We start from the raw sequence: 22,096 nt of genomic DNA, 5'->3' as shown, positions 1-22,096 counted from the left end.
ACACCCGGCGCGCTCAAGGCCAGATCCACACCCGTTGAGCTCGATCTGCCGGAGGTGGTTAGTTAGAAAAAACGTCGCCGAGTGTTGGGAAAGGGTTGACACGTTCCGAGGCGGCCCCGAAGGCGATGCCAACAAAAAGGGCCCGGAGGTCATCCGGGCCCTTCTGGTTTTGGTGGAGGCGGGGGGAATCGAACCCCCGTCCGAAGGCCCTACGTCTTTGAATCTACGTGTGTAGTGCGCCGTCTGGTCTCGTTCCGAAGCAACACGGCGCACAAAGAACACCGCGGAACCAGTCTGCTAGTTTTAGCTCTTGACCGACAGACGGCGGCCTTCGAGCGATCCCGTAAATATGACCGTCTGATCCACCGTTACAGGCACCGATGGGAGACGGACTCGCCTATTTAGGCGGCGAGTGCGTAGTTGTCGTCGTTCGCAACTAGCTGTTTTGCCGCTGGATTTACGAGGAAAGCTGCCCCCTCGACACGCATCTCCGATTTCACACCCCCGTCGAAGCCTGGTCGCCCCCGGGGTTCTACTGCTCAGCTCCCACCTTGCGTTGTGGATGCTGTGCGGCCACGCAGTATATGGAGCTGTTGTCCGCCGCCACAAGGCGCAGGTGCGGTCGGGTTCAGTTTGGGCCACCCAGCGCGGTTCGATTCAAGGCGCGCAGCTCGGTCGCAGAGAGCAGCATCGAAGCGACGCCACATCACCTCGCGCCACCCGCCCTTCGCCCAATCCCGAATCCCGAATCCCGCGGCCGCAAGGCCGCAAGCCCACCTCAAGCCCGCGGATTGTGCCTCCGCATCACCCGCTGCTTGTCGCGCTCCCAGTCGCGCTCCTTGCTGGCGGCGCGCTTGTCGTGGTCCTTCTTGCCTTCGGCGAGCGCGATCTCGCACTTGACCCGGTTGTTCTTCCAGTACAGCGCGGTCGGGATGAGTGTGTAGCCCTCGCGCTCGACCGCGCCGACCAGCTTGTCGATTTCGCGCTTGTGCAGCAGCAGCTTGCGGGTGCGGCGGTCGTCGGTGACAACGTGGCTGGAGGCCGAGTTGAGCGGGGTGATCTGGGCGCCGAACAGAAAGATCTCGCCGCCGCGGACGATGGCATAGCTTTCGTTGAAGCTGATGCGGCCGGCGCGCAGGGCTTTGACTTCCCAGCCCTGCAGGGCCAGGCCGGCTTCGTAGCGGTCTTCCAGCGAGTATTCGAACCGCGCCTTCTTGTTGAGGGCGATCGTGCCTGATCCGCTATCCTTGCTCTTCTTCTTGCTCATGGCCCTTCCTGAAGCTCGAACCCGCGATTGTGGCTCACGCGGGCGGCGCAGGCGAGCCCAAGGGCACCTGAAACCTCGAATGGCTCCGAATGACCCCAATCACCCGCAGTGCCCTGGTGCGCCGACCGGCCACGCTCATGTTCGATCTGGTGAATGAAGTCGAGGACTACCCGCGCCGCTTCGCCTGGTGCGAGGGCGCGCACATCCTGGAGCGCAGCGAGGAGGCCATGCTGGCCCGACTGGAGCTGAAAATGGGGGCGCTGCGCACCGCTTTCACCACCCGCAACCGGCTTGAGCGACCGGGCCTGATCGAGCTGCAGCTGGTCGAAGGCCCGTTCACCCGCCTGAGCGGGCGCTGGGTGTTCACCGCCTTGGCTGAGGACGCCAGCAAGGTTGCTCTGGAGCTGAACTTTGAAACCGCCGGGCGCATTGTCGGCTCGGCGCTGGCAATTGGATTCACCAGCCTGGCGGATCGCATGGTCGACGACTTCGTGCGCGAGGCGCAGCGTGAGCCAACCTGAAACCGCGTCTGAGTCCGGGCCTGAGCCAACACCGGACGCATCCGCAGCGCCGCCGATCCATGTCGAAGTGGTCTACGCGCTGCCGCAACGGGTATGGCGCGTCGAGCTGAGCCTGCTGGCCGGCAGCACGGTTTCAATGGCGGTCGATGCTGCGCGGCTGCGTGAGCGGATACCCGAACTGGCCGATCGCGAACTCGACCTTGGGATCTTCAATCATCCTTGCAATGGCGCACGCGTATTGCGCGACGGCGACCGCGTTGAAATCTATCGGCCGCTGCTGATCGACCCCAAGGACGCGCGACGACTGCGCGCGGCGCAGGCGGATTGAGCAGCGACCGGCGCATGCCACGGGCGACGCCAAGCGCATGCCGGTGTCGTTTCGCCCTGGCCTGGCGTGCTTCAACGTCGGCTGTGTGTCCCGACAGCGCCGATGGGCTCGACGCAAGCGAGCTTCGCTGCTGACGCGTCGGCAAGCCAGGATTGTTCAGCCGCCTGCCTGACCGCCCGGCCGTGCGAGCCGGCGCGATCGGCGCCCGCGAGCTATTCTGTGACTCTTGAAATCACGCTTTCACTGGAGACCAGCATGAGCCTTCCCGAGCACTTTCGCGCCTTTCGTATCCATGCCGACGGCAAGCAGCACCGCGCGGCGGTCGAGCAGGTCGGCCTGGACGAACTGAGTCCTGGAGAGGTCGTGGTGCGCGCGGAATTCTCCTCCATCAACTACAAGGACGCCCTGGCAGGCACCGGTAGCGGACGGATCTTGCGCAAGTTCCCGCTGGTCGGAGGCATTGATGTCGCGGGGCGCGTGGTGGCCTCAACCGACCCGCGCTTCCGCGAGGGTGATGCGGTTCTGTGCACAGGCTGCGGGCTGTCGGAAAGCCGCGATGGCGGCTACAGCGACTACGTGCGTCTGGAAGCGCAGTGGGCGATCCCGCTGCCCTCAGGCTTGAGCCTGCGCGAGGCCATGATTCTCGGCACCGCGGGCTTCACTGCGGCCCTGTCCCTGTACCGCATGGAGCAGAACGGGCAAAGCCCTTCGATGGGCCCGATCGTGGTCACTGGCGCCACCGGCGGGGTCGGCATGTTGGCGATCGACCTGTTGACGCGCGCCGGCTACGAAGCGCACGCGATCACCGGCAAGCTCCATTCACTCGATTTTCTGACCAGCATCGGCGCGCGCCAGGTGGTCTCGCGCGAGAACCTGCACTGGGGTCAGAAGCCGCTGGAAAATGCGCTGTGGGCGGGTGCGATCGACAACGTCGGCGACGAAATGCTGGCGGGATTGACCCGAGTGATCCAGCCCTACGGCAATATCGCCAGCTGCGGCCTGGCCGGCGGGCACGCGCTCGCGACCACGGTCATGCCCTTCATCATTCGCGGCGTGTCACTGTTGGGGATCGCCTCGGCGGGCACCGCCCGCCCGATACGCGATGCCGTGTGGGAGCGCCTTGCCGGCCCGTGGAAACCGGCGCATCTGGACCAGATCTGCACGCGCGCGGTGGGCCTGGAGGAGCTGGCGCCGGTGTTCAACACCATGCTGGCGGGCGGATCGTTCGGCCGAACCCTGGTGTGCATCGCTGATTGATCCTCAAATCGTGTGACAGTGCCCGCATTCGAACCGATCCAAACGGACAGCCCCGTGCGCGGGCCTGCCCTGAAATGCCGGCAAACTCCAAGGCTTGGACGGATCCGCAGCGCCGCCGCGAACGCACATCAGGCGGCCGGACCTCTGGCGGTTTGTCCTTGGCGCCGAAGCGGCTAGAATCGAGCGGTCGGCGGCCCGCCCTCCAGTCGGGGCGGTCGCCCTTTTCTTCCAAAGCGAGAACTCTCCATGGCACGTGTGCTGATTGTCGACGACTCACCCTCCCAGCTGATGGGCATGAAGAAGATCATGGAGAAGCTGGGCCATGAGGTCATCAGCGCCGAAGACGGCGCCCAAGGCGTCGAAGTGGCCAAGCGTGAGATGCCTGATCTGATCCTGATGGATGTGGTGATGCCGAACCTCAACGGTTTTCAGGCGACCCGATCGATCTCGAAGGATGCAGCCACCTCGCATATCCCGATCGTCTTGGTCACCACCAAGGATCAGGTCACCGACAAGGTGTGGGGCCTGCGCCAAGGCGCCAAGGCCTACCTGACCAAGCCGGTCAATGAGGCCGCTCTGGTCAGTCTGGTGCGTGACCTGCTCGCAGGCGTGACGCCCGACGCCAGCTAGTCGCAGGGCGTCGAGACCGCAAACGAAAGGCCCGCTTGCGAGCGGGCCTTTTCATTGGGCGAGTGCGGGAAAGGCTTCGGGTGCCAACGACTGGCCTATCGGGCGGGCAGATGCGCGCTCGGATCCACCGGCCGGCCGCCGCGACGAATCTCGAAGTGCAGCATGTCGCGCGCGGCACCGGACCGGCCCATCTCGGCGATCTGCTGACCCGCACGTACCTGCTCACCCTCGGCGACCAGGCGCTTGCGGTTGTGCCCGTAGGCCGACAGGAATTCATCGTTGTGCTTGACGATGACCAGTTCGCCGTAGCCGATCAGGCCCGAGCCGGAGTACACCACCGTGCCCGCCGCTGCGGCATTCACCGGCTGGCCGGCACTGCCGATGATGCTGATGCCCTGGCGCGTGGGATCGCCCGCGACGAAGCGGCCGACCACCTGTCCTGCGGTCGGCCATTGCCAACGCACAGGACCGCCAGGCGCAGTCGCTGCAGGCGGCGTGCTCGCGGGTGGCCGCGCAGGTGTCGCCGGATTTGCCGCAGGCGGGGATACAGGAGCAGTCGGCGTCGGCGCCGTTGCAACGGGCGCCGCTGGCTGAGCCGGCCGCACGGGCGGGGCGGTGCCAATCGCACCTCCGGGCGGACGGTTCCCCGCGGCGGGTGAGCCGCCGGCAGGTCGGGTGGCGACCGCGGTGCCTGCACCCTGTGGCTGTAGCCGGATGCGCTGCCCGGGGTAGATGGTGTAGGGCGGGCCGATGCCGTTCCAGCCGGCCACCCGGCGAAAGTCGAGGCCATGCCGGAATGCGATGCCGTACAGGGTGTCGCCGCGCTGCACGGTGTGAGTGCGGGCGCCGTCGGGTATCGGAGAGCCGGGGCGCGAGGTCGGCGGCGGGCTACGGTCGACCACCACCGCACGCGGCGCCACGCCACATGCGGTCGTAAGCACAACCAACAGCAAAGCGAGGGCGCGGAGGGGCCGGTTCATCGCGTGCACTCCGAGATGTGGTCGAAGGTCTCGCGTTTGCCAGTCCGCTCGATCCACGGCATCAACGCATCCAGCGAACAGGCGCTGAGCAGATAGCCGAACACGCCGCCAAAGACCGAGGCCAACGTGCCAATGAGTGAACAGCGGAAACAGCGCTCCGGCTTCGCCAGCAGCCTGGGGTCCAGCATCACATCTGGCGGAATCGGGAACACCACCGATCCCGCCGCGCCGCCGGTCGCCGGATCACGCCCGGCGTGCCGATGTCCGGCCCAGGCCAGGCAGCGCTCATAGATCGGTCCAGACAGGCGCATCAGGCTGTCCCGCCCAGCAAGGGCACGAACAGGGCCGGCCCGAGGTCGTCCTGCTGCCAGCGATCGTCCACCCAGCGCAGACGCACCAGGCGCTGGCCATCGGCGCCGCCGACGGGCGCCACGAACACGCCGCCCGGCTTGAGCTGCGCGATCAGCTGCGGGTCCACCCGATCGGCCGAAGCGGTGACGATGATGGCGTCGAACGGCGCGTGCTCCGGCCAGCCCAGGCGGCCGTCGTCAAACCGCGCGCGCACATTGCCGAAGCCGAGCTTGCGCAAGCGCTTGCGCGCCAGCCGCGACAGTTCGTCGATGCGCTCGACGCTGCTGACCTGTTCGACCAGCATCGCCAACACCGCCGCCTGATAGCCCGACCCCGTGCCCAGCTCCAACACAGATGCCGGCAGGCCGAACTCGATCAAGGCTTCAGTCATCCGCGCCACCACATAGGGCTGCGACAGGGTCTGGCCGCGGCCGATCGGCAGGGCGGTGTCGTCGTAGGCGCGGGTCGCCAGCGCTTCATCGCAGAACAAATGCCGAGGCAGTGTGCGCATCACCTCCAGCACCCGTGGATCGCGGATGCCCTGCTCACGCAGGCGGTCGACCATGCGGTCGCGCGCGCGCTGCGAGGTCATGCCGAGGCCAAGCGCCTCGCGCGGTAAACGCAGGCCGAAGCTCATGTACGTGTGAGGCTCATGCGCATGGATGCACTCATGCACGCGAGGGCAAGGTGTCGCTGAGCGCCGAGACCCAGCCGGAGACCTTCTCCAGCGCCTGATAGCGGGTCAGGTCGACGTGGATCGGGGTGATCGAAATGAAGCCCATCCGTACCGCATGGAAGTCGGTTCCCGCGCCGGCATCCTGCTCAGGGCCCGCCGGGCCGATCCACCAGATGCGCCGGCCGCGCGGATCGTGCTGGGGGATACAGGGCTCGGCGCGATGGCGATGCCCAAGACGCGTGACCTCGAAACCGCGGATCTCGTCCCAGGGCAGGTCAGGCACGTTGACGTTGAGGATGGTGTCGGCCGGCAGCGGATCGATCTGCAGACGCTTGACAATCGCGCACGCGGCACGCGCGGCGCTGTCGAAGTGGCGGCCGCTGCCTTCGCGCGTCACCAGTGACACCGCAACCGCTGGATGGCCGAGAAAACGCCCTTCCATCGCCGCCGCCACCGTGCCGGAATAGATCACGTCATCGCCGAGATTGGCGGCATTGTTGATGCCGGAAACCACGATGTCGGGATCGAAGTCGAGCATGCCGGCCAGGGCCAGATGCACGCAGTCGGTCGGCGTACCTGCGACCCGATAGGTCTCATCGTCCATCTGCAGTACGCGGATCGGCTGGTCCAGTGTCAGCGAGTTGCTGGCGCCGCTGCGATCGCGATCAGGCGCCACCACGGTGACCTGCCCCAGAGCCCGCAGGCCTTGCGCCAGAATCTTGATGCCGGGGGCATCCACGCCGTCGTCGTTGCTGACCAGAAAACGCATCGCAAACCCCACTTGGAAAGCCGGCAATGATACAGGCCGCAGCCTCCGCCTTCCCCCTTCACGCACGCGCCGCTATGGTGACGTTATGTCTCGTCGCCCATCCAAGCCCACCGCCGCTCCCGTTCATCCGAGCGATGACGATCTCGCCCTGTTCCACGAGGCGATCGGCCCGGTGCGCCGGATCGAAGTGGAAGAAGCCGCCGCAGCCGCCAGTGCGCCCCGCCCTGCCCCGCGGCCACGACAGCGCGAAGCGGATGAACGTCAAGCCGGCGAAGACTTCCGCCTGCGTCCCTTCGAGTTCGCCATCGACGGCCTCGGCGACGGTTTGGAGTATCTGGCGGCGGGCCATTCGCCACGCATTCTGAAAGAACTCAAGCGCGGCCAATTCGCGGTGCAGGACGAGCTCGATCTGCACCGGATGAACGCCGGTCTGGCCGACGAGTGCATCCGCGTGTTCCTGGCCGAGGCCAACCAGCGCGGGTTCCGTTGCGTGCGGATCATCCACGGCAAGGGCCTGCGCTCGAAGGACTCGACGCCGGTGCTGAAGCTGCTCACCGACAAGGTGCTTCGCTTCCGCGCCGATGTGCTCGCATTCGCCTCGGCGCGACCGGCCGAAGGCGGCACCGGCGCCGTGGTGGTGCTGCTGCGGCGGCCGCGAACCCAGCACCATAACGCTGAATCTGATGACGGCGACGGACGCTGAGGCGGTTCAATCGGGCTGAACCGCCGCGCCCAGATGCCGCTGCAGAAAATCCAGCATGCGCCGGTAGTACTCGCGACGGTGTTCCAGCAAATGGAACCCGTGTCCGGCCGTGTCAACGTAGTACGTCTCGACCTCTGCATCGCGCTTGTTGAGCGCCCGCGCCATACGCCGGCTGTGCTCGATCGGCGCGATACGATCCTCTCCACCCGCCGCCAGCAGGACAGGCGCCTGGATACGCTCAGCCAGTTCGGTCGGCGATACCGCGCCGAGCTCGGATGCGTCTCCGACCCACTCTTGATGCCAGGCGAGGTTGCGGCGACCCGTTCCCTTCTCATCGCGGACCATCAGCGCCAGGTCGAACACACCGACATACCCCACCGCGCACGCATACAGCTCGGGCTCCCGCACCAGTCCCATCAGCGCGGCGTAGGCCCCATAGCTGGCACCGACGATACAGATGCGGTCGGGCGCGGCAATCCCCTGCTCCAGCGCCCACCGGGTCGCATCGGTGAGGTCATCCTGCATCGTTCCGCCCCACTGGCGGGCACCTGCCCGCTGGAATTCGGCGCCGAAGTTGCCAGAGCCACGATAATTCACCTGCAGCACGGCATAACCGGCCGCGGCCAGCATCTGGACTTCCGGATTGAAATCGATGCGGTCATAGACGCCGAACGGCCCGCCGTGCGGCAAAAGAACCAGCGGCAGCGCCTGCGATTCTGCGGCGTCGCGCGGCCGCGTCAGCAAGCCCTGCAGGAGCAGTCCGTCGCGGGCGGTGATGTCTACCGCACGCGTCGCGGCCATCTGCTCAGGGTCGATTCCTGGAAGCCGGCTGTTGAGGAATGTCGCGCGCTTCGCGACGGTGTCGTACAAGAAGAAGCTGCCGGGATCACGATCGCTGCGCACCTCGAACAGGCGGATCGGCGCGTCCACCGGTGCCGGGTGCAAGTAGACGTCACTGTTCGCAAAGCTGCGCTGCAGCGTGGCCTGCAGACGTGCATCAACGTGGTCAGGCTCGAAGAACTGGATGCGCCGACGCTCGCCGTGGAAAGCAACCCCGATCACCGACCCGTTGGCGTCGAGCACCGCTTCAGCAGGGTCGACGCGTTGATCGCGTGCAAGCTCGATGCGACTGTCATCGCCCGGGTTCCAGGCGGCGATCGAACTGCTGCCCTGCGCGGCAGTCACGCTGAGGTAGGCGCGCGCGCCATCCGGCGAGAAGCCCAGCGGAAACTCATCGCGACCGCTTTGGGCCTGATCGTTCAGCAGTCGCCATTCGGAATCTCCGGGCTGGCGTGCAAACAGCCGGCTGGAGGTGCCGTCGGCGAAGCCATACGCGAGGCGGGGCTCGCCGGATGGATCCGTGCGCACGGTGGCAGAACGTACCGGTGCGCTCATCACCAGCCTGCGCCGGCCGTTATCGAGCACGAGCCGCTCGATCCGACTGAGCGGGTTGGCGCCGGTCCACTCAACCACTTCGATCAGAATGCGGTCGGCATCCGCTGGCAAGGTGTCGATCAGCTGTGCGGTGCGATAGGTTCGGGCCTGCCCACGGTTGGCATTGCTGGATTCCGACTCGGCGGGGTAGCGCTGGAACAGCAGCCGCGGCGAGCTGCCATCCGTGCTGACCAGATGCAGTTCGCCAGTTGCCAGCGGGGTGTCGAGATCGCCGAATCGCTCCGCGGCGCTCACCAGCACACGCTGGTTGTCCAACCACTTGAAGCCCGCGACGGCTGAGTGCTCGGCGCCCGCCACACGCGCCACCGGCTGCATGTCCTCGCGACGGATCAGCACCAGGATCTCGCGATCGGGCATGGCATACGTCGCGGCCAGATGTCGGCCATCGGGCGAGAGTCGAATCTCGCCATACGCACCACGCTTGAGGAATACATCCAGGTCGAGGCTCTCGGCCTGGGCGGGAATCAGGGTGCTCATGCAGAGCAGAAGACAGAAAAGGCGCATTCGAAAAAGACCGCGGCAGCAGGGACGATCGCGGAGAATACGTCAGCGCAGCCCGCACATTGGAATCTCAGCCACGGGATTCGCCTGCGCTCAGTTGCCCGGCAGCGCCTTCAGCCGGATCAGGATCGAGAACCGCATGCGCCCCTCGGGCGAGGCTTGCACCTGCACCAATTCGGCGTTCTCCACATCGACATCCTCATGCAGCCAGCGCAGCAACTCGGACACCTCTCGATTGCTGCGGCGGCTGCCCTCAAACTGGACCTGCCCCTGTGTGGCCTCGAAACGATGGACCTCGTCGACGTTGCTGAGCCAGCTGCGCAGCCTGACCTCAAGCTGTGCCACGCGCTCATCCTCCGCTGCCTGCGGCGCATCCGGCACCACGGGCAGCGCCTCGATCACGGCGGTTGGCGGCGGTGCGGGTGCAGCGACGGTCGGAGACGCGGGCTCGATGGTGGCGAACGCGATCTCTGGGGGTTCGGAACCAGGTGTTTCCGGCGCTGCCAGCGCGGGCAGCCGCTGCACATTCAGTGTCCACAGAGCTTCCGGCTCCGCCGGGGGGAAACGCATCCAGCGCTGGGTGGTACTGACGTGGTAAGGGATACCTTTGCAGCCATCGCCACACCAAATCGTGATTTCGCGGCGATCGAGCTCGACGACGACCCTCATCAGCAGGCCGCCTTCGCGGTCGCGGGTCAGCCAGACCTCATCGCCGCCGGCAGCCGAGCTGCCTTCGAGGTCGACCTTGGCGGCAAACGCCTGACCAACTTGCATCCAGCCCGCCTCGCAGTGCGGGCGCAGCTGGAGCCAGGTGCGTTCCTGAGCAGGCCCATGCTCCGCCAGCGCATCAAAATGCAGCTTCAGGTTGCTGCGCAGATCGCCCTGAAGCCCGACGCCTTGGCGCGCCAGCCGCCACCAGGTCCGATAGGCCTGCGGGCTATCCGCTCGCAGGCGTAGCGCGGCCGCATCGACACTGTCCGGGTGCAGACGCTCGACCACGCTCACCTGTCCGTTCGTCTCCTGTTCGATGCGCAGGGTGCTCGGCAGCAGCGGCACGGGGTTCACGCCCTCGCGCTCGGCGATCTCCCGCTGCAGTTTGGCCGTGCGCGCATCGACCGCCAACGCGTAGTTGCCACGCAGATCCGGGCATTCAGGGGCATCGACAAATCGCGCCTGAAGGTCGGGCTCGGCCATTCCGGGTGGAAGCCCACCGCCAGAGCACCCCGCCAGAGCAAGCGCTCCAGCCAGCAACGGAAAACAGTGACGCCGCATGTGGATCTCCATGTCTGCGACGCCGCGGCGCCGATGCGGCCGTACCGGGGCCTGCGGGTGCGTAGTGTGACATCGTCATACCTGCCAGCTGCCAGCTGCAAGCGACATTCAGACAGTGGAGCTTCTGCGGATCCAGATTCCAGCCGCCCCTTGCGCGGCGAGCCGGACGGAGCGGGTTTCATCAGCAGCACGCGGCGCTGCGGCGTGGATCGCGGCGAGCGCAGACCAAGCCCGTCGCACGGGCCACTTGGCCGGACTCGGAGTGGCGCGGCAAGTTCGGAATCGAAACTGCGTCAGGCTGCTCAGCCAGCCTCAGTTCACAGCGGGGGGCAGCCGGGCCGGGTCGAGTTCGCGCAGCAGGCGCAGCCCGACATCGTCAAAAGCGCGGGAGGCGTCCGCCTCATCCACTGCCAAACGCAGATCCGCCGCAAAGGTTTCGCGCCAGGATCCACCGGCAACCAGACGCCGTTCGCAACCGCCACGCGCGCAGTCGACGGTCCACTCCGCCACATTGCCGCTGAAGTCGGCGAAGCCCAGCGCATCGGCCGGGAATCGACTGGCTTGTGCGGTGTTGCGCACGCCGTCGCGACAACCGTCGCGTTCGGCCAGGTTGGCCGCGCCACAGCGCGCAGGCCGGCTGCCGGCCTGCGCGGCATGGCGCCACTCGCCCAGGGTCGGCAAACGATAGCGGGCGCCGGAGCGTACGCTCAGCCATTCGGCGAACGCGCGTGCGTCAGCATGGCTGATGCAGACCACCGGTTCGTTCTCGTTCTGGTCAAACCCAGGATCGTTCCAGCGGCGGCGCAATGGCGAGGGCAGCAGACTGCCGCGGCGGCGGCATGACGAAGCATCGCGACGGGTGGCGACCACGAAACGGGCGTACTCGGCCCGGGTCAGTTCACGCTGCATGAGCGCAAAGGGCCTTTCGACCCGCGAATTGCCCTGCCGCGCCGGCACGAACAACAGCGGCGGACCGTTTGCATCGGCCAAGCGCATACCTGGCGTCGGCAGGGCCGCAATGCGTTCGGCCAAGAGGTTGATCTCAGCGCGGTCACCGCCGAGATCGCGCCAGCGCCCCAAGATTGAATCCGCGCCGATGCGGTCGAGCGCATCGATATTGGCTTCGACGCGTTGCCGCATCAATGCGGCCAAGGAACCCTGAAAGCGCTGCCAACCGGGGCGCGCCTGCAGCTGCGCGCTTTCCGCCAGCAGCCGTGCCTGCTCGACCGTCTCCAAGGCGGCGTCGTCCTGGCCCTGCGACAGGCCGGCGATGGCGCGCTGCGACAGGCCATCGAACACCGCATCCAGCCCGCTGAGCGCTTCCTCGTTCTCGGGCCTGGCCTGCAATACGGCCAGATAGCTCTCGGCAGCATTGTCGCCGGCAGGCACCACCAACTGGCCTCGCGCCAGCAGCAAGGCGGCTTCATCGAGGCGTCGCTGCACTGCAGCCGCAGCGGCAGGATCTTCGACCGGGACGGCCGGCATCGTCTCCGCCGGCTCCTGCGCGGGCGGACGAAGCTGATCGAAGACTGTGGCGCCGAGCAGGCTGACGAACAGCCCCAGCAACAACAGCACCGGCGGTGAACGCAGCGGCTGCGCCCGCGCCTGCAGCCACAGGCGACGAATATTCAGGCCGGACAGACCGTGCGCAGAGAGCGCATCCAGCGCGCGCTGCATCGCCTGCGCATTGCGGAAGCGTCGGCGCGGGTCCTTGGCCATGGCCTGGTCGATGAAGCTCTGCCAGTGCTTGACCTCCGTCGGCAGGCGCGGTGGCGGGCTTTGCGCATGCATCAGGGCCAGGGTGAGACCGTCGCTGGCCTTGAACGGCAGCTCGCCGGTGAGCAGCTCGAAGGTCAATACACCGAGGCTGTAGATGTCGGCACGACCGTCGACGTCTTCGCCGCGCGCCTGTTCGGGGCTCATGTAGCCGCCTGAGCCCAGGGCCAGGCCGTCGCTGGTGATGCGCGCATTGGTGCTGCGGCGTGACAGTGCAATTCCGAAGTCAGCCAGCTGCGGACGGCCGCCACTGTCGAACAGCACGTTCTCGGGCTTGACGTCACGGTGGACGATGCCGCGCGCGTGCGCATAGCCGAGCGCGTCCAGCAGCTGGGCGAGGATGTCGGCAATCTGGTGCTCATCGGCCGAGAGATCGCGCTGCGACAGATCGCCACGGGCGAGGTAAGGCATCACGTAATAGGGCCGACCCTCGCGGGTGCGACCGACCTCGTGAATGCCGACGATGCTCGGGTGTTCCAGCCGCGCGATGATCCGGGCCTCACGCTCGAAGCGCTCGGCGCGATCCGCATCGGCGCTGGCATCGAGCGCCATCACCTTGATCGCCACCTCGCGATCCAGCGACAGCTGCACCGCCAGATAGACCACCGCCATGCCGCCGCGGCCGAGTGGACGCAGCAGCCGGTAGCCGGCGATCTGCGGCAGGCCGTCAGCGGGCAGCGTGTGGTCGGCGTCAGAGCTCATCAGTGCGGCGGCTCATCCATATCTCGGGCCGGCGAGCATAGGCGAGCAGTGCGCTGCAGAGCGAGCCCTCTCACTCCGCTGGCCGTTTGCGGCGGATGTAGAGCTGCTTGCGGACGCGTGCCACCACCTCGCCATCGGCATCGCAGACCGTCGTTTCGAACCAGTGGCGGACGCTGCGCTCAGCGTCGGCCTGCACGCGCAGCGCATCGACCACACCGGGCTCGATCCGGAAGTTCGCGTGAACGCGGCCGCGGCCCGGGCGTACGAACTCGATCTCGCCGGCTTTATCCCAGACGATGTAGTCGCGCCCCAGCGCCTCCATCATCAGCAGCATCCAGAACGGATCGGTCATCGCGAACAGACTGCCGCCGAAATGGGTGCCGACGTAGTTGCGGTTGTACCAGCGCAGGTCCATGCGAACACGGGCCGCGCTCCAGTCCGCAGCGATGTGTTCAACCCGGATACCGGCGAACAGATAGGGCGGCCACAGGTTGAAAATCCAGCGCAGGCGGCGCGGAGTCATGCGCATGGATCTATCCGTACGGCTGAGTATGGGCGAGCCTTATACCGCAAATCGCCGGCCTGAAAAGCGAAAGGCGGACCCGAGGGCCCGCCTTTCACGCGGAAACTGCGCTTGAAATGCCGGCGATTACTCGGCGGCGTCTTCCAGCACGGCCTTGATCGACAGGCGGATGCGGCCCTGCTTGTCGACTTCCAGCACTTTCACCTTGACGATGTCGCCTTCCTTCAGCTTGTCGGAAACCTTCTCGACGCGCTCAGAGGAGATCTGCGAAACGTGCACCAGACCGTCCTTGCCCGGGGCGATGGTGACGAACGCACCAAAGTCCATCAGCTTGGCGACCTTGCCCTCGTAGATCCGGCCCGGCTCGACGTCGGAGGTGATCTGCTCGATGCGGGCCTTGGCGGCCTGCGCCTGCGCGGCATTGACCGACGCGATGACGATGGTGCCGTCATCCTGGATGTCGATCTGGGTGCCGGTTTCCTTGGTGATGCCCTGGATGGTGGCGCCGCCCTTGCCAATCACTTCGCGGATCTTGTCCGGGTGGATCTTGATCGTCAGCAAGCGCGGGGCGTACTCGCTCATCTCCGAGCGCGGTGCATTGATGACCTTCGCCATCTCACCGAGGATGTGCAGTCGACCGGCCTTGGCCTGATCCAAGGCGATCTTCATGATCTCCTCGGTAATGCCCTCGATCTTGATGTCCATCTGCAGGGCCGAGATGCCGCCCTCGGTGCCCGCCACCTTGAAGTCCATGTCACCGAGGTGATCTTCATCACCCAGGATGTCGGACAGCACGGCGAAAGCCTCGCCTTCCTTGATCAGGCCCATGGCGATACCGGCCACCGGCGCCTTGATCGGCACGCCCGCGTCCATCAGCGCCAGCGAGGAGCCGCACACCGAAGCCATCGACGAGCTGCCGTTGGATTCGGTAATTTCGGACACGCAGCGGATGGTGTAGGGGAAGGACTCCATCGACGGCATCACCGCCAGCACGCCGCGCTTGGCCAGACGACCGTGGCCGATCTCGCGACGCTTCGGACCCATCATCGGACGGGTCTCGCCGGTGCAGTAGGGCGGGAAGTTGTAATGGAACAGGAAGTGCTCTTTGTACTCGCCTGACACCGCATCGATGATCTGACCGTCACGCGCGGTGCCGAGGGTGGCCACCACGATCGACTGCGTTTCACCACGGGTGAACAGGGCCGAACCGTGGGTACGCGGCAACACGCCAGTACGCACACTGATGCCGCGGACGGTGGTCAGGTCACGACCGTCGATACGGGTTTTGGTGGCCAGCACCATCGCGCGCATCGTGCTGTATTCCAGCTCGCCGAATTCGGCGCCAAACTGCTTGGCGGTCCAGCCATTGGCTTCAAACTGCGGTTCCAAGGCGGCCAGCACGTCCTTCTTCAGAGCGTTGATGGCATCACGGCGCTCGGCCTTGACGCGGGTCGCGTAGGCCTGCTCCAGACGACCGCCGATCGCCGCCTTGATGGCATCGATGAACGTCGTGGCCGGAGCCGGCGCGACCCACGGGAAGGCCTTCACGCCGACTTCGGCGACCAGCTCGTTGATCGCATTGATCACCGTCTGCAGCTGCTGGTGGCCGAACATCACCGCACCCAGCATCACTTCTTCGGACAGCAGCTTGGCCTCGGACTCGACCATCAGGACTGCGTCCTTGGTGCCGGCCACGACCAGCTCGAGGTCGGAGGTCAGCAGTTCGGTGGCGGTCGGGTTCAGCAGATACTGGCCGTCCTTGTAGCCGATCTTGGCCGCGCCAATCGGGCCGGCGAAGGGCACGCCGGTCAGGCACATCGCGGCGGACGCACCGATCAGGGCCGGGATGTCGCCGTCGACTTCCGGGTTCATCGACATCACGGTCGCGACGACCTGAACCTCATGCCGGAAGGTTTCCGGGAACAGCGGGCGCAGCGGACGATCGATCAGACGCGAGGTCAGCGTCTCTTTCTCGGTCAGACGACCTTCGCGCTTGAAGAAGCCACCGGGAATCTTGCCGCCGGCGTAGAACTTCTCCTGGTAGTCGACCGTCAGCGGGAAGAAGTCGACCCCGTCGCGCAGGCCCTTGTTGGCAACTGCCGTGACCAGCACGACGGTGTCGGCCATCTTGACGAGGACCGCACCGCCAGCCTGGCGGGCGATTTCACCCGTCTCCAGCGTGACCTGGTGGTTTCCGTACTGAAAAGTCTTGGTTACTTTCGCCACGTTGTACTTCCCCTTTGGGATTAGCGACGGATGCCGAGGCGCTCGATGAGCGTCTTGTAGCGTTCAACGTCCTTGCCCTTGAGGTAGCTCAGGAGACTGCGACGCTGGTTGACCAGGTGGATCAGGCCGCGACGGCCGTGGTGGTCAAGCTTGTGAATCTTGAAATGGGCGGTCAGCAGTTCGATGCGCGCCGACAGCAGGGCGACCTGCACCTCGGGGGAACCGGTATCGGCCGGACCGCGCTTGAAATCTTCGATGATCTTCTGGGTGTCGATGGACATTTGGAGCCTCTTTGATGCGGGAACTGCAGGAACACCGGGGCGCGCTTTGGCGCGCGGTGCACCGCTCGGACCGCCGTGGGTGGAGTGTGGATTCGCCGCCTTCGATCACAACCGCGTGCAGCGGGTTGACCCGAGGGGCGCGAAATTGTAGTTCAGACGGGGGTTTGCCGACAACCGGCGTGTTGCGGGGAGTTTGGCGGCCGAGTCGATTTCGCATCTCTGTCACGTGACTTGCGGGGTTCGACCGCAGCGCAATTCACCTGCACGCTGTGTGGAACTGAATGCACCCGGGGCACGTCGCAGCCCGCGGCGACGGATTTCAGTCTAAGCCACGTTCGATGCCCCATTCGCCCTCTTCCCCTTTCGGAGTTTCTGGCCGCATGTCCACGCGCCCCACTGCCCCACGCCGTTCTCGTTCTGTGTATATCGTCGGTGTCTGCATGCTCATGGGACTGGCGGCTGGCGCCTACGTTTGGATGGGCGACTCGGCCCCCAAACTGAGCTACCGGACGGCCAAGGCCGAGCCCGGCGATCTGCGGGTAACGATCTCGGCCACCGGCGCATTGAAGGCGCTGTCGACGGTGGACATAGGCTCGCAGGTGTCCGGACAGGTGCTTGAGGTGCTGGTCGATTTCAATGATCGGGTCGAGCGCGATCAGATCATCGCCCGACTGGATCCCTCCAACTACGAAGCACGCCTGACCCAGTCGCGGGCCAGCCTGGCCAGCGCCCGCGCCAGCCTGCAGGAAGCCCAGGCCTCGCAGAAGAACGCGGAGGCCGACTACAACCGCAAGCAGGAGCTGGCTGTGCGCCAGCTGGTATCCCGTGCAGACGTGGATCTGGCCATTGCCGCTCGCGAGCAGGCCACCGCCCGGGTCGCTTCCGCGCGCGCCCAAATCCAGCAGGCCGAGGCCAATGTCGCCAACGCCGAACTTGATCTGACCTACACCATCATCCGGTCACCGGTCGATGGCGTGGTGCTCAGCCGTACTGCCGAGCCGGGCCAGACCGTGGCGGCCAGCTTCCAGTCGCCGGTGCTGTTCCAGATTGCCGAAGATCTGAGCCAGATGCAGATTGAGCTCAGCGTCGATGAGAGCGATGTCGGCCAGATCCGTGCGGGCCAGCCGGTTCGGTTTGGCGTCGATGCGTTCTCCGGCCGCGAGTTCAGCGGCGAAGTGCGTCAGGTGCGGCTGTCGGCAACCAACACTCAGAACGTGATCACCTACCCGGTAGTGATCTCGGTCAACAACCCTGACTTGAGCCTGCTGCCGGGCATGACCGCAAGCGCGAACATCGAGGTCAGCGAGCGCCGGGGCGTGCTGCGGGTGCCGAACGCTGCACTGCGTTTCAAGCCCGCCGATGCGCCGATCGCAGCGGCCGGCGGCTTTGGCGCCGCGTTCAATGTCGGCAGCGAGTTGCCGGCACTGGCCGAATCGCTGGGATTGAACGACGCCCAGCGCGCCGCCTTCGAGACCGATGCCGCGGCCGCGCGCGAGCGCGCCGAGCGTATGCGCGAGCAGTTCGCCCAGCGTGCTGCGCAGGGCGGCGCCGGCGGCGGCGTGCCGTCCGGCGCGGTGATGATGGGCGGTGGCAGCGGTGGCCCGAATCCGGCGGCGCTCGCCGCGGCGGTGGGCACGCGAATCAAGGAAGGCTACGCAGACTTCTACGCAAGTCTCGACGCCGCCCAGCAGCAGCAGTTCGACGCAGGGCTGACCGCCCTGCTGAGCGCACGCGCGGTGACCCTGTACGTGCTGGAGGACGGCAAACCGGTCGCGATCAATACGCGCGCCGGCCTGTCCGATTCCAGCCATACCGAGATTGTCGGCAAGGCGCTGAAGCCGGGTGCCGAAATCATCATCGGCAGCGGGGCCGGCGCGTGAGTCCACGTCCACCGGTGATCCATGCCGACAGTCTGCGCAAGGTGTACGCCGAGGGCACGGCAGCCGAAGTGGTCGCTCTGCGCGGCGTCAGCTTCGACATCCGCCACGGCGAGTTCGTTGCGATCATCGGGCCGTCCGGCTCGGGCAAGTCGACCCTGATGAACCTGATTGGCTGCCTGGATTCAACCAGCTCGGGCACCTATGTCTGTGACGGTGTGGATGTGGCCGAACTCGATGCCGCCCAGCGCGCGCGGCTGCGACTGGAAAAAATCGGCTTCGTGTTCCAGGGCTTTCATCTGCTTACCCGCATGAGCGCGCTGGACAACGTCATGTTGCCGCTGACCTATGCCGGCGTGCCGCCACAGGAGCGCCGCGAGCGCGCCCACGGCGCGCTGAGCGAAGTCGGCCTTGGCGAGCGCTCTGGCCATCGACCGAGCGAGCTGTCGGGCGGCCAGCAGCAGCGCGTGGCCATTGCCCGCGCGTTGATCAACCGCCCACCGATCCTGCTCGCCGACGAACCCACCGGCGCGCTCGATTCGAAGACCGGTGAGGACATCCTCAACCTGTTCAAACGGCTGCAGGAAAACGGGCATACGATCGTGCTGATCACGCACGACCCGGAAGTCGCAGCGCGCGCCGACCGCGTGCTGTCCATGCACGATGGTGAGATGAAGGAAGTGCGATGAGCCCGAACCCGCCCAGTACCTTTGCCGCACCCGGCCACGTGCGCGTCCGCGACATCCTCTACATGGCAGTGTTCGCGCTGCGCGGCAACTGGTTGCGCAGCACCTTGACCGCTCTCGGCGTGATCATCGGCATCGCCGCGGTGATCATCATGGTTTCCGTCGGCCAAGGGACCCAGGCCCAGCTCGATGAAACCATCTCGCGACTGGGCTCGAACCGCATCGACGTGATGCCCAACTGGGGCCGCCAGGGCGCCGTGCGCATGGGCGCGGCCAGCGTGTTCTCGCTGACCAGCGACGATGTCGAAGCCATTCGCGAGCGCATCCCGCAGGCGCGCCATGTCAGCGGCATCGTCAGTGGCAGCGTGCAGGTCATCAATGCCGAACAGAACTGGAGCACGCGCTGGCAGGGTGTGGAGCCGGACTACTTCCAGGTCCAGGACTGGACCCTCGCGCTGGGCGATCCGGCCGAGTTCGGCGATTACGCAGGTACCGACACCATCGTCATCCTCGGCCAGAGCGTGCGCGACAAGCTGTTCGGCGAGGAAGATCCGGTCGGCAGCTCCATCCGCGTCGGTCGGGTGTCCTTCACTGTGGTCGGCGTCACCAACGTCAAGGGCCAGAGCGGTTGGGGCGGCGATCAGGACGACGTCATCTTTGTGCCGCTGGACACCGCGCGGCGGCGCTTGATGGGCCAGATGCAGATGCCGCCCGGCACGGTGCAGCAGATCACGGTCGGCGCCGCCAGCGCGGCCGATATGGCCAGCGTCGAGGCCGAGCTCAACGCGCTGCTGAAGGAAACCCACAAGATCCCGCCCGGTGGCGAAGACGATTTCATGGTGCGCAATCTGACCCAACTGGTCAGCGCACGCTCGGAAACCACCCGCCTGATGTCGATGCTGCTCGGCGCCGTCGCCGGCATTTCGCTGATCGTCGGCGGCATCGGCATCATGAACATCATGCTGGTGTCGGTCACCGAACGGATTCGCGAAATCGGCCTGCGCATGGCAGTGGGTGCCGGCCCCAAGGAGATCCAGCGCCAGTTTTTGGCTGAGGCGATGATGATCTCGCTCGGCGGCGGCCTGATCGGCATCGCCATCGGCATCGCCGGCGCCCTGCTGGCCGGCCGCATCGGCGCCCTACCGGTTGAGCTGAATATGGAGGTGATCCTGCTCGCAACCGGTTTCTCAGTCGCCACCGGCCTGTTCTTCGGCTTCTATCCGGCGCGCAAAGCGGCCCAGCTCGATCCGATCGAGGCACTGCGGCATCAGGGTTGAAGACCGGCTGGGCAGTGACGCAGCGGGCATCGTGAGCTGCAAGGGCTCGCGCTCGGCAGCTCCGCAGTGCAGCGGCTCCCCGGCTCAGCCGCGATGGCTCGGGGCTGGGGACTACAGCAGCGGGGCGATGGCGTCAGGGTTGCCGGCCCTGGCCAAACGCTGGCGCAGCCATCTCTTGCACAGACTCATCGCGACGTCAGTGACGGCAAGTCCGGTCGAATCCGCCAAGGCTCGTCACAACGCGCGATCCGGCCTAAGCACCCGCTCAGCGGGCTGAGCAGGACTGCTCGTAGTCGAAGTAGCCACCGAACACTCGCCCCGGTGCGCAGACCACGCATTCGGGATCTACCGGCACCTGCAGCTCACGAAAAACCATGCCGAGCGCATCGACACTGAGCAGGCGTCCGTCAAGCGCACGCCCGATGCCGAGCAGCCACTTCAACGCCTCGGTCGCCTGCAGCATGCCGATGAGGCCCGGCAGTACGCCAAGCACGCCGGCTTCGGCACAGTTGGGCGCCTCCAGCGGCGGCTCAGGAAACAGGCAGCGATAGCACGGCGATTGGCCGCGCCGGAGCCCGGCGGCGAACACGCTGACCTGGCCGCTGAATCGCTCGACCGCGCCGTAGACCAAGGGCAGCCGAAGCTGCACGCAGGCGTCGGAGATGAGATAGCGGGTCGGAAAGTTGTCGCTACCATCGATGACCAGCTCGACGCCATCGAGCAGACGCTCGATGTTGGCGGCGTCGATGCGGCTGGCGCGGGTGTCGAGGTCAAGCGTCGGGTTCAAGGCCAGCAGGCGCTCGCGGGCGGAGTCGACCTTGTAGTCACCCACCGCCGCTTCGGTGTGCAAGACCTGACGCTGCAGATTGCTGCGGTCGACGCGATCGTCGTCGATCAAGCGAATATGGCCCACACCAGCGGCCGCCAAATACAAAGCAACGGGCGAACCCAGGCCACCAGCGCCGATGATCGCCACCCGCGCGCGCTGCAGCCGGCGCTGGCCTTCAAGGCCAACCTGCGGCAGGCGCAGGTGGCGGTCGTAGCGTTCCAGGAAGTCGGCCGGCTCCAACGCCTGCGCCCACGGCAGCGCGTGTACCCGCCACGCGCCGCAGCCACCGCGTATCGAGGCCACCCGTGCATAGCCCAATGCCTGCAGCTGAGTGGCTGCGCGCAGGGAGCGCGCGCCGGCCGCACAAATCAGCAGCAGCTCGCGCTCAGTGTCCGCGTGCTCATGAATGCGCGCCGCGACCTGGCCCAGCGGCAAGGCGATCGCACCGACCGGCAGGCCTGCGGCACGCTCGCTGTTCTCACGAACATCCACCAGAAGTGCGCCCTGCCCTTGCCGTAGCAGCGCTTCCTCCGGATCGAGCTCGATCACCCGATTCACGCGGTGACCGGCTTGGCGTACTGCAGGGCTGCGATCAATGGACGCACCCAGTGTTCGAACTGCAGCTGAAGTTGAGCCGGCTCCGAATCGAGCCAGAGCAAGCGAGCGCGGGAGCTGCGCCAGCCGCGCGGGCCGCCCATTGCCGCCGCTGGCAACCCGATTCCGAGCCGCGGCAGGCACTGCAGCAGCGAAGCTGCAGCCTCTGCAGTGGCGGTGATGAGCACCAGGTCAAAGGAATCGACCGCGTCGCCGAGGGCAGCCTCGATGCGCGCGGGAGTCTGCGGCAGTGCCGGCCAGGCCAGTGACTCGATATCCAGCCCTGAAAGCAGCGCCTGCAGCATCGGCGAGGCGGCATCAAACTGCGCCCCGGGCACCGGCGATGCGCCGGCATGCAGCAAGGCATCGCCGAAGCTGAAAACAGCAACGGTTGGCCGCGGATAGACCTCAACGCGGGCGGCACCCGTGGCTGCAATCGCAGCGATCTGCAGCGCCTGCAGGGGCTCGCCGGTCGCGATTTCCAGAACGCCAGCGCCGGCGTAGACCCGGTTCAACGCACGCGGCAGTGGAACCTGCTCCGTACGCAGCGGCAGGCCGGGAACACTGGCCAGCAGTGCACCTGTGAGCGCATCTGTATTCGGCGAAGACATCGCC

At 66.3% G+C, this 22,096-nt stretch carries 21 protein-coding genes and 1 other RNA gene; 8 read left to right on the top strand and 14 right to left on the bottom strand.

What is annotated here, in order from left to right:
* Window positions 1-170: 170 nt before the first annotated feature.
* Window positions 171-526, bottom strand: a transfer-messenger RNA (tmRNA) gene (gene ssrA / locus ACIQ7H_RS09575).
* Window positions 527-778: 252 nt separating this feature from the next.
* Window positions 779-1,267: an SsrA-binding protein SmpB gene (smpB, locus tag ACIQ7H_RS09570; RefSeq protein WP_395790780.1), complete on the bottom strand. Its 489-nt coding sequence runs from the start codon at window positions 1,265-1,267 to the stop codon at window positions 779-781.
* Window positions 1,268-1,356: 89 nt separating this feature from the next.
* Here smpB and ACIQ7H_RS09565 point away from each other — a divergent pair, with 89 nt between their 5' ends.
* The 4 genes from ACIQ7H_RS09565 (at window position 1,357) to ACIQ7H_RS09550 (ending at window position 4,003) form a co-directional block, all read left to right on the top strand.
* Entirely contained in the window at window positions 1,357-1,788 is a 432-nt protein-coding gene (locus tag ACIQ7H_RS09565; RefSeq protein ID WP_395790778.1) for a type II toxin-antitoxin system RatA family toxin, read from the top strand.
* Window positions 1,775-2,116, top strand: coding sequence for an RnfH family protein (locus ACIQ7H_RS09560; RefSeq protein WP_395790776.1), 342 nt, complete (start codon window positions 1,775-1,777; stop codon window positions 2,114-2,116). The genes ACIQ7H_RS09565 and ACIQ7H_RS09560 overlap by 14 nt, the downstream gene beginning before the upstream one ends.
* A gap of 255 nt (window positions 2,117-2,371) precedes the next feature.
* Complete coding sequence (locus ACIQ7H_RS09555; RefSeq protein ID WP_395790774.1) at window positions 2,372-3,373, top strand: acryloyl-CoA reductase; 1,002 nt, start codon at window positions 2,372-2,374, stop codon at window positions 3,371-3,373.
* A 246-nt stretch (window positions 3,374-3,619) separates the two neighbouring features.
* Window positions 3,620-4,003 carry a PleD family two-component system response regulator gene (locus ACIQ7H_RS09550; protein WP_395790772.1) on the top strand — a complete coding sequence of 128 codons (384 nt, stop codon included), beginning with the start codon at window positions 3,620-3,622 and terminating at the stop codon, window positions 4,001-4,003.
* Window positions 4,004-4,098: 95 nt separating this feature from the next.
* Here ACIQ7H_RS09550 and ACIQ7H_RS09545 read toward each other — a convergent pair whose 3' ends face one another.
* The 4 genes from ACIQ7H_RS09545 to surE are packed head-to-tail and all read right to left on the bottom strand — an operon-like array spanning window position 4,099 to window position 6,779.
* A complete protein-coding gene (locus tag ACIQ7H_RS09545) occupies window positions 4,099-4,983 on the bottom strand; it encodes a peptidoglycan DD-metalloendopeptidase family protein (RefSeq protein WP_395790770.1) in 885 nt (294 codons plus the stop codon).
* A complete protein-coding gene (locus tag ACIQ7H_RS09540; RefSeq protein WP_395790768.1) occupies window positions 4,980-5,294 on the bottom strand; it encodes a YqaA family protein in 315 nt (104 codons plus the stop codon). The genes ACIQ7H_RS09545 and ACIQ7H_RS09540 overlap by 4 nt, the downstream gene beginning before the upstream one ends.
* Complete coding sequence (locus ACIQ7H_RS09535; protein WP_395790766.1) at window positions 5,294-5,971, bottom strand: protein-L-isoaspartate(D-aspartate) O-methyltransferase; 678 nt, start codon at window positions 5,969-5,971, stop codon at window positions 5,294-5,296. Before ACIQ7H_RS09535 ends, ACIQ7H_RS09540 begins: the two co-directional genes overlap by 1 nt.
* Before the next feature lie 31 nt (window positions 5,972-6,002).
* Window positions 6,003-6,779: a 5'/3'-nucleotidase SurE gene (gene surE, locus ACIQ7H_RS09530; RefSeq protein ID WP_395790764.1), complete on the bottom strand. Its 777-nt coding sequence runs from the start codon at window positions 6,777-6,779 to the stop codon at window positions 6,003-6,005.
* An 85-nt stretch (window positions 6,780-6,864) separates the two neighbouring features.
* Here surE and ACIQ7H_RS09525 point away from each other — a divergent pair, with 85 nt between their 5' ends.
* Window positions 6,865-7,482, top strand: coding sequence for a Smr/MutS family protein (locus ACIQ7H_RS09525; protein WP_395790762.1), 618 nt, complete (start codon window positions 6,865-6,867; stop codon window positions 7,480-7,482).
* Window positions 7,483-7,488: 6 nt separating this feature from the next.
* Here the strand turns inward: ACIQ7H_RS09525 and ACIQ7H_RS09520 are convergent, their stop codons facing one another.
* The 6 genes from ACIQ7H_RS09520 to rpsO form a co-directional block, all read right to left on the bottom strand.
* Window positions 7,489-9,414, bottom strand: coding sequence for an alpha/beta hydrolase family protein (locus ACIQ7H_RS09520; protein ID WP_395790760.1), 1,926 nt, complete (start codon window positions 9,412-9,414; stop codon window positions 7,489-7,491).
* A 117-nt stretch (window positions 9,415-9,531) separates the two neighbouring features.
* The gene (locus ACIQ7H_RS09515; RefSeq protein ID WP_395790758.1) at window positions 9,532-10,632 is read right to left on the bottom strand and encodes a hypothetical protein; all 1,101 of its coding nucleotides are present in this window, start codon (window positions 10,630-10,632) and stop codon (window positions 9,532-9,534) included.
* A 390-nt stretch (window positions 10,633-11,022) separates the two neighbouring features.
* Window positions 11,023-13,188 (bottom strand): SUMF1/EgtB/PvdO family nonheme iron enzyme, encoded by a 2,166-nt coding sequence (locus tag ACIQ7H_RS09510; protein WP_395790756.1) that lies wholly within the window; start codon window positions 13,186-13,188, stop codon window positions 11,023-11,025.
* 70 nt (window positions 13,189-13,258) lie between these two features.
* Window positions 13,259-13,711, bottom strand: a complete 453-nt coding sequence (locus ACIQ7H_RS09505; RefSeq protein WP_395790786.1) for a DUF4442 domain-containing protein — start codon at window positions 13,709-13,711, stop codon at window positions 13,259-13,261.
* A gap of 126 nt (window positions 13,712-13,837) precedes the next feature.
* Complete coding sequence (gene pnp / locus ACIQ7H_RS09500; protein WP_395790754.1) at window positions 13,838-15,937, bottom strand: polyribonucleotide nucleotidyltransferase; 2,100 nt, start codon at window positions 15,935-15,937, stop codon at window positions 13,838-13,840.
* A 20-nt stretch (window positions 15,938-15,957) separates the two neighbouring features.
* Window positions 15,958-16,218: a 30S ribosomal protein S15 gene (rpsO, locus tag ACIQ7H_RS09495; RefSeq protein WP_395790752.1), complete on the bottom strand. Its 261-nt coding sequence runs from the start codon at window positions 16,216-16,218 to the stop codon at window positions 15,958-15,960.
* A 440-nt stretch (window positions 16,219-16,658) separates the two neighbouring features.
* On the opposite strand from rpsO, the gene ACIQ7H_RS09490 reads away from it, so the two are divergent.
* The 3 genes from ACIQ7H_RS09490 to ACIQ7H_RS09480 are packed head-to-tail and all read left to right on the top strand — an operon-like array spanning window position 16,659 to window position 20,058.
* Entirely contained in the window at window positions 16,659-18,098 is a 1,440-nt protein-coding gene (locus ACIQ7H_RS09490) for an efflux RND transporter periplasmic adaptor subunit (protein WP_395790750.1), read from the top strand.
* On the top strand, window positions 18,095-18,784 hold the full coding sequence (locus ACIQ7H_RS09485) for an ABC transporter ATP-binding protein (protein ID WP_395790748.1): 690 nt from the start codon (window positions 18,095-18,097) through the stop codon (window positions 18,782-18,784). Before ACIQ7H_RS09490 ends, ACIQ7H_RS09485 begins: the two co-directional genes overlap by 4 nt.
* Window positions 18,781-20,058 carry an ABC transporter permease gene (locus ACIQ7H_RS09480; RefSeq protein ID WP_395790746.1) on the top strand — a complete coding sequence of 426 codons (1,278 nt, stop codon included), beginning with the start codon at window positions 18,781-18,783 and terminating at the stop codon, window positions 20,056-20,058. Before ACIQ7H_RS09485 ends, ACIQ7H_RS09480 begins: the two co-directional genes overlap by 4 nt.
* Before the next feature lie 265 nt (window positions 20,059-20,323).
* On the opposite strand, the gene moeB is transcribed toward ACIQ7H_RS09480, so the two are convergent.
* Together moeB and ACIQ7H_RS09470 are read right to left on the bottom strand one after the other, a co-directional pair.
* Window positions 20,324-21,445 carry a molybdopterin-synthase adenylyltransferase MoeB gene (gene moeB / locus ACIQ7H_RS09475; RefSeq protein ID WP_395790744.1) on the bottom strand — a complete coding sequence of 374 codons (1,122 nt, stop codon included), beginning with the start codon at window positions 21,443-21,445 and terminating at the stop codon, window positions 20,324-20,326.
* Window positions 21,442-22,092 (bottom strand): hypothetical protein, encoded by a 651-nt coding sequence (locus ACIQ7H_RS09470; protein ID WP_395790742.1) that lies wholly within the window; start codon window positions 22,090-22,092, stop codon window positions 21,442-21,444. Before ACIQ7H_RS09470 ends, moeB begins: the two co-directional genes overlap by 4 nt.
* Window positions 22,093-22,096 lie beyond the last annotated feature (4 nt).

The organism is Aquimonas sp. (genome assembly GCF_044377145.1).
GTDB lineage: Bacteria > Pseudomonadota > Gammaproteobacteria > Xanthomonadales > Xanthomonadaceae > Aquimonas.
This window is presented reverse-complemented; position numbering and strand designations above follow the sequence as displayed.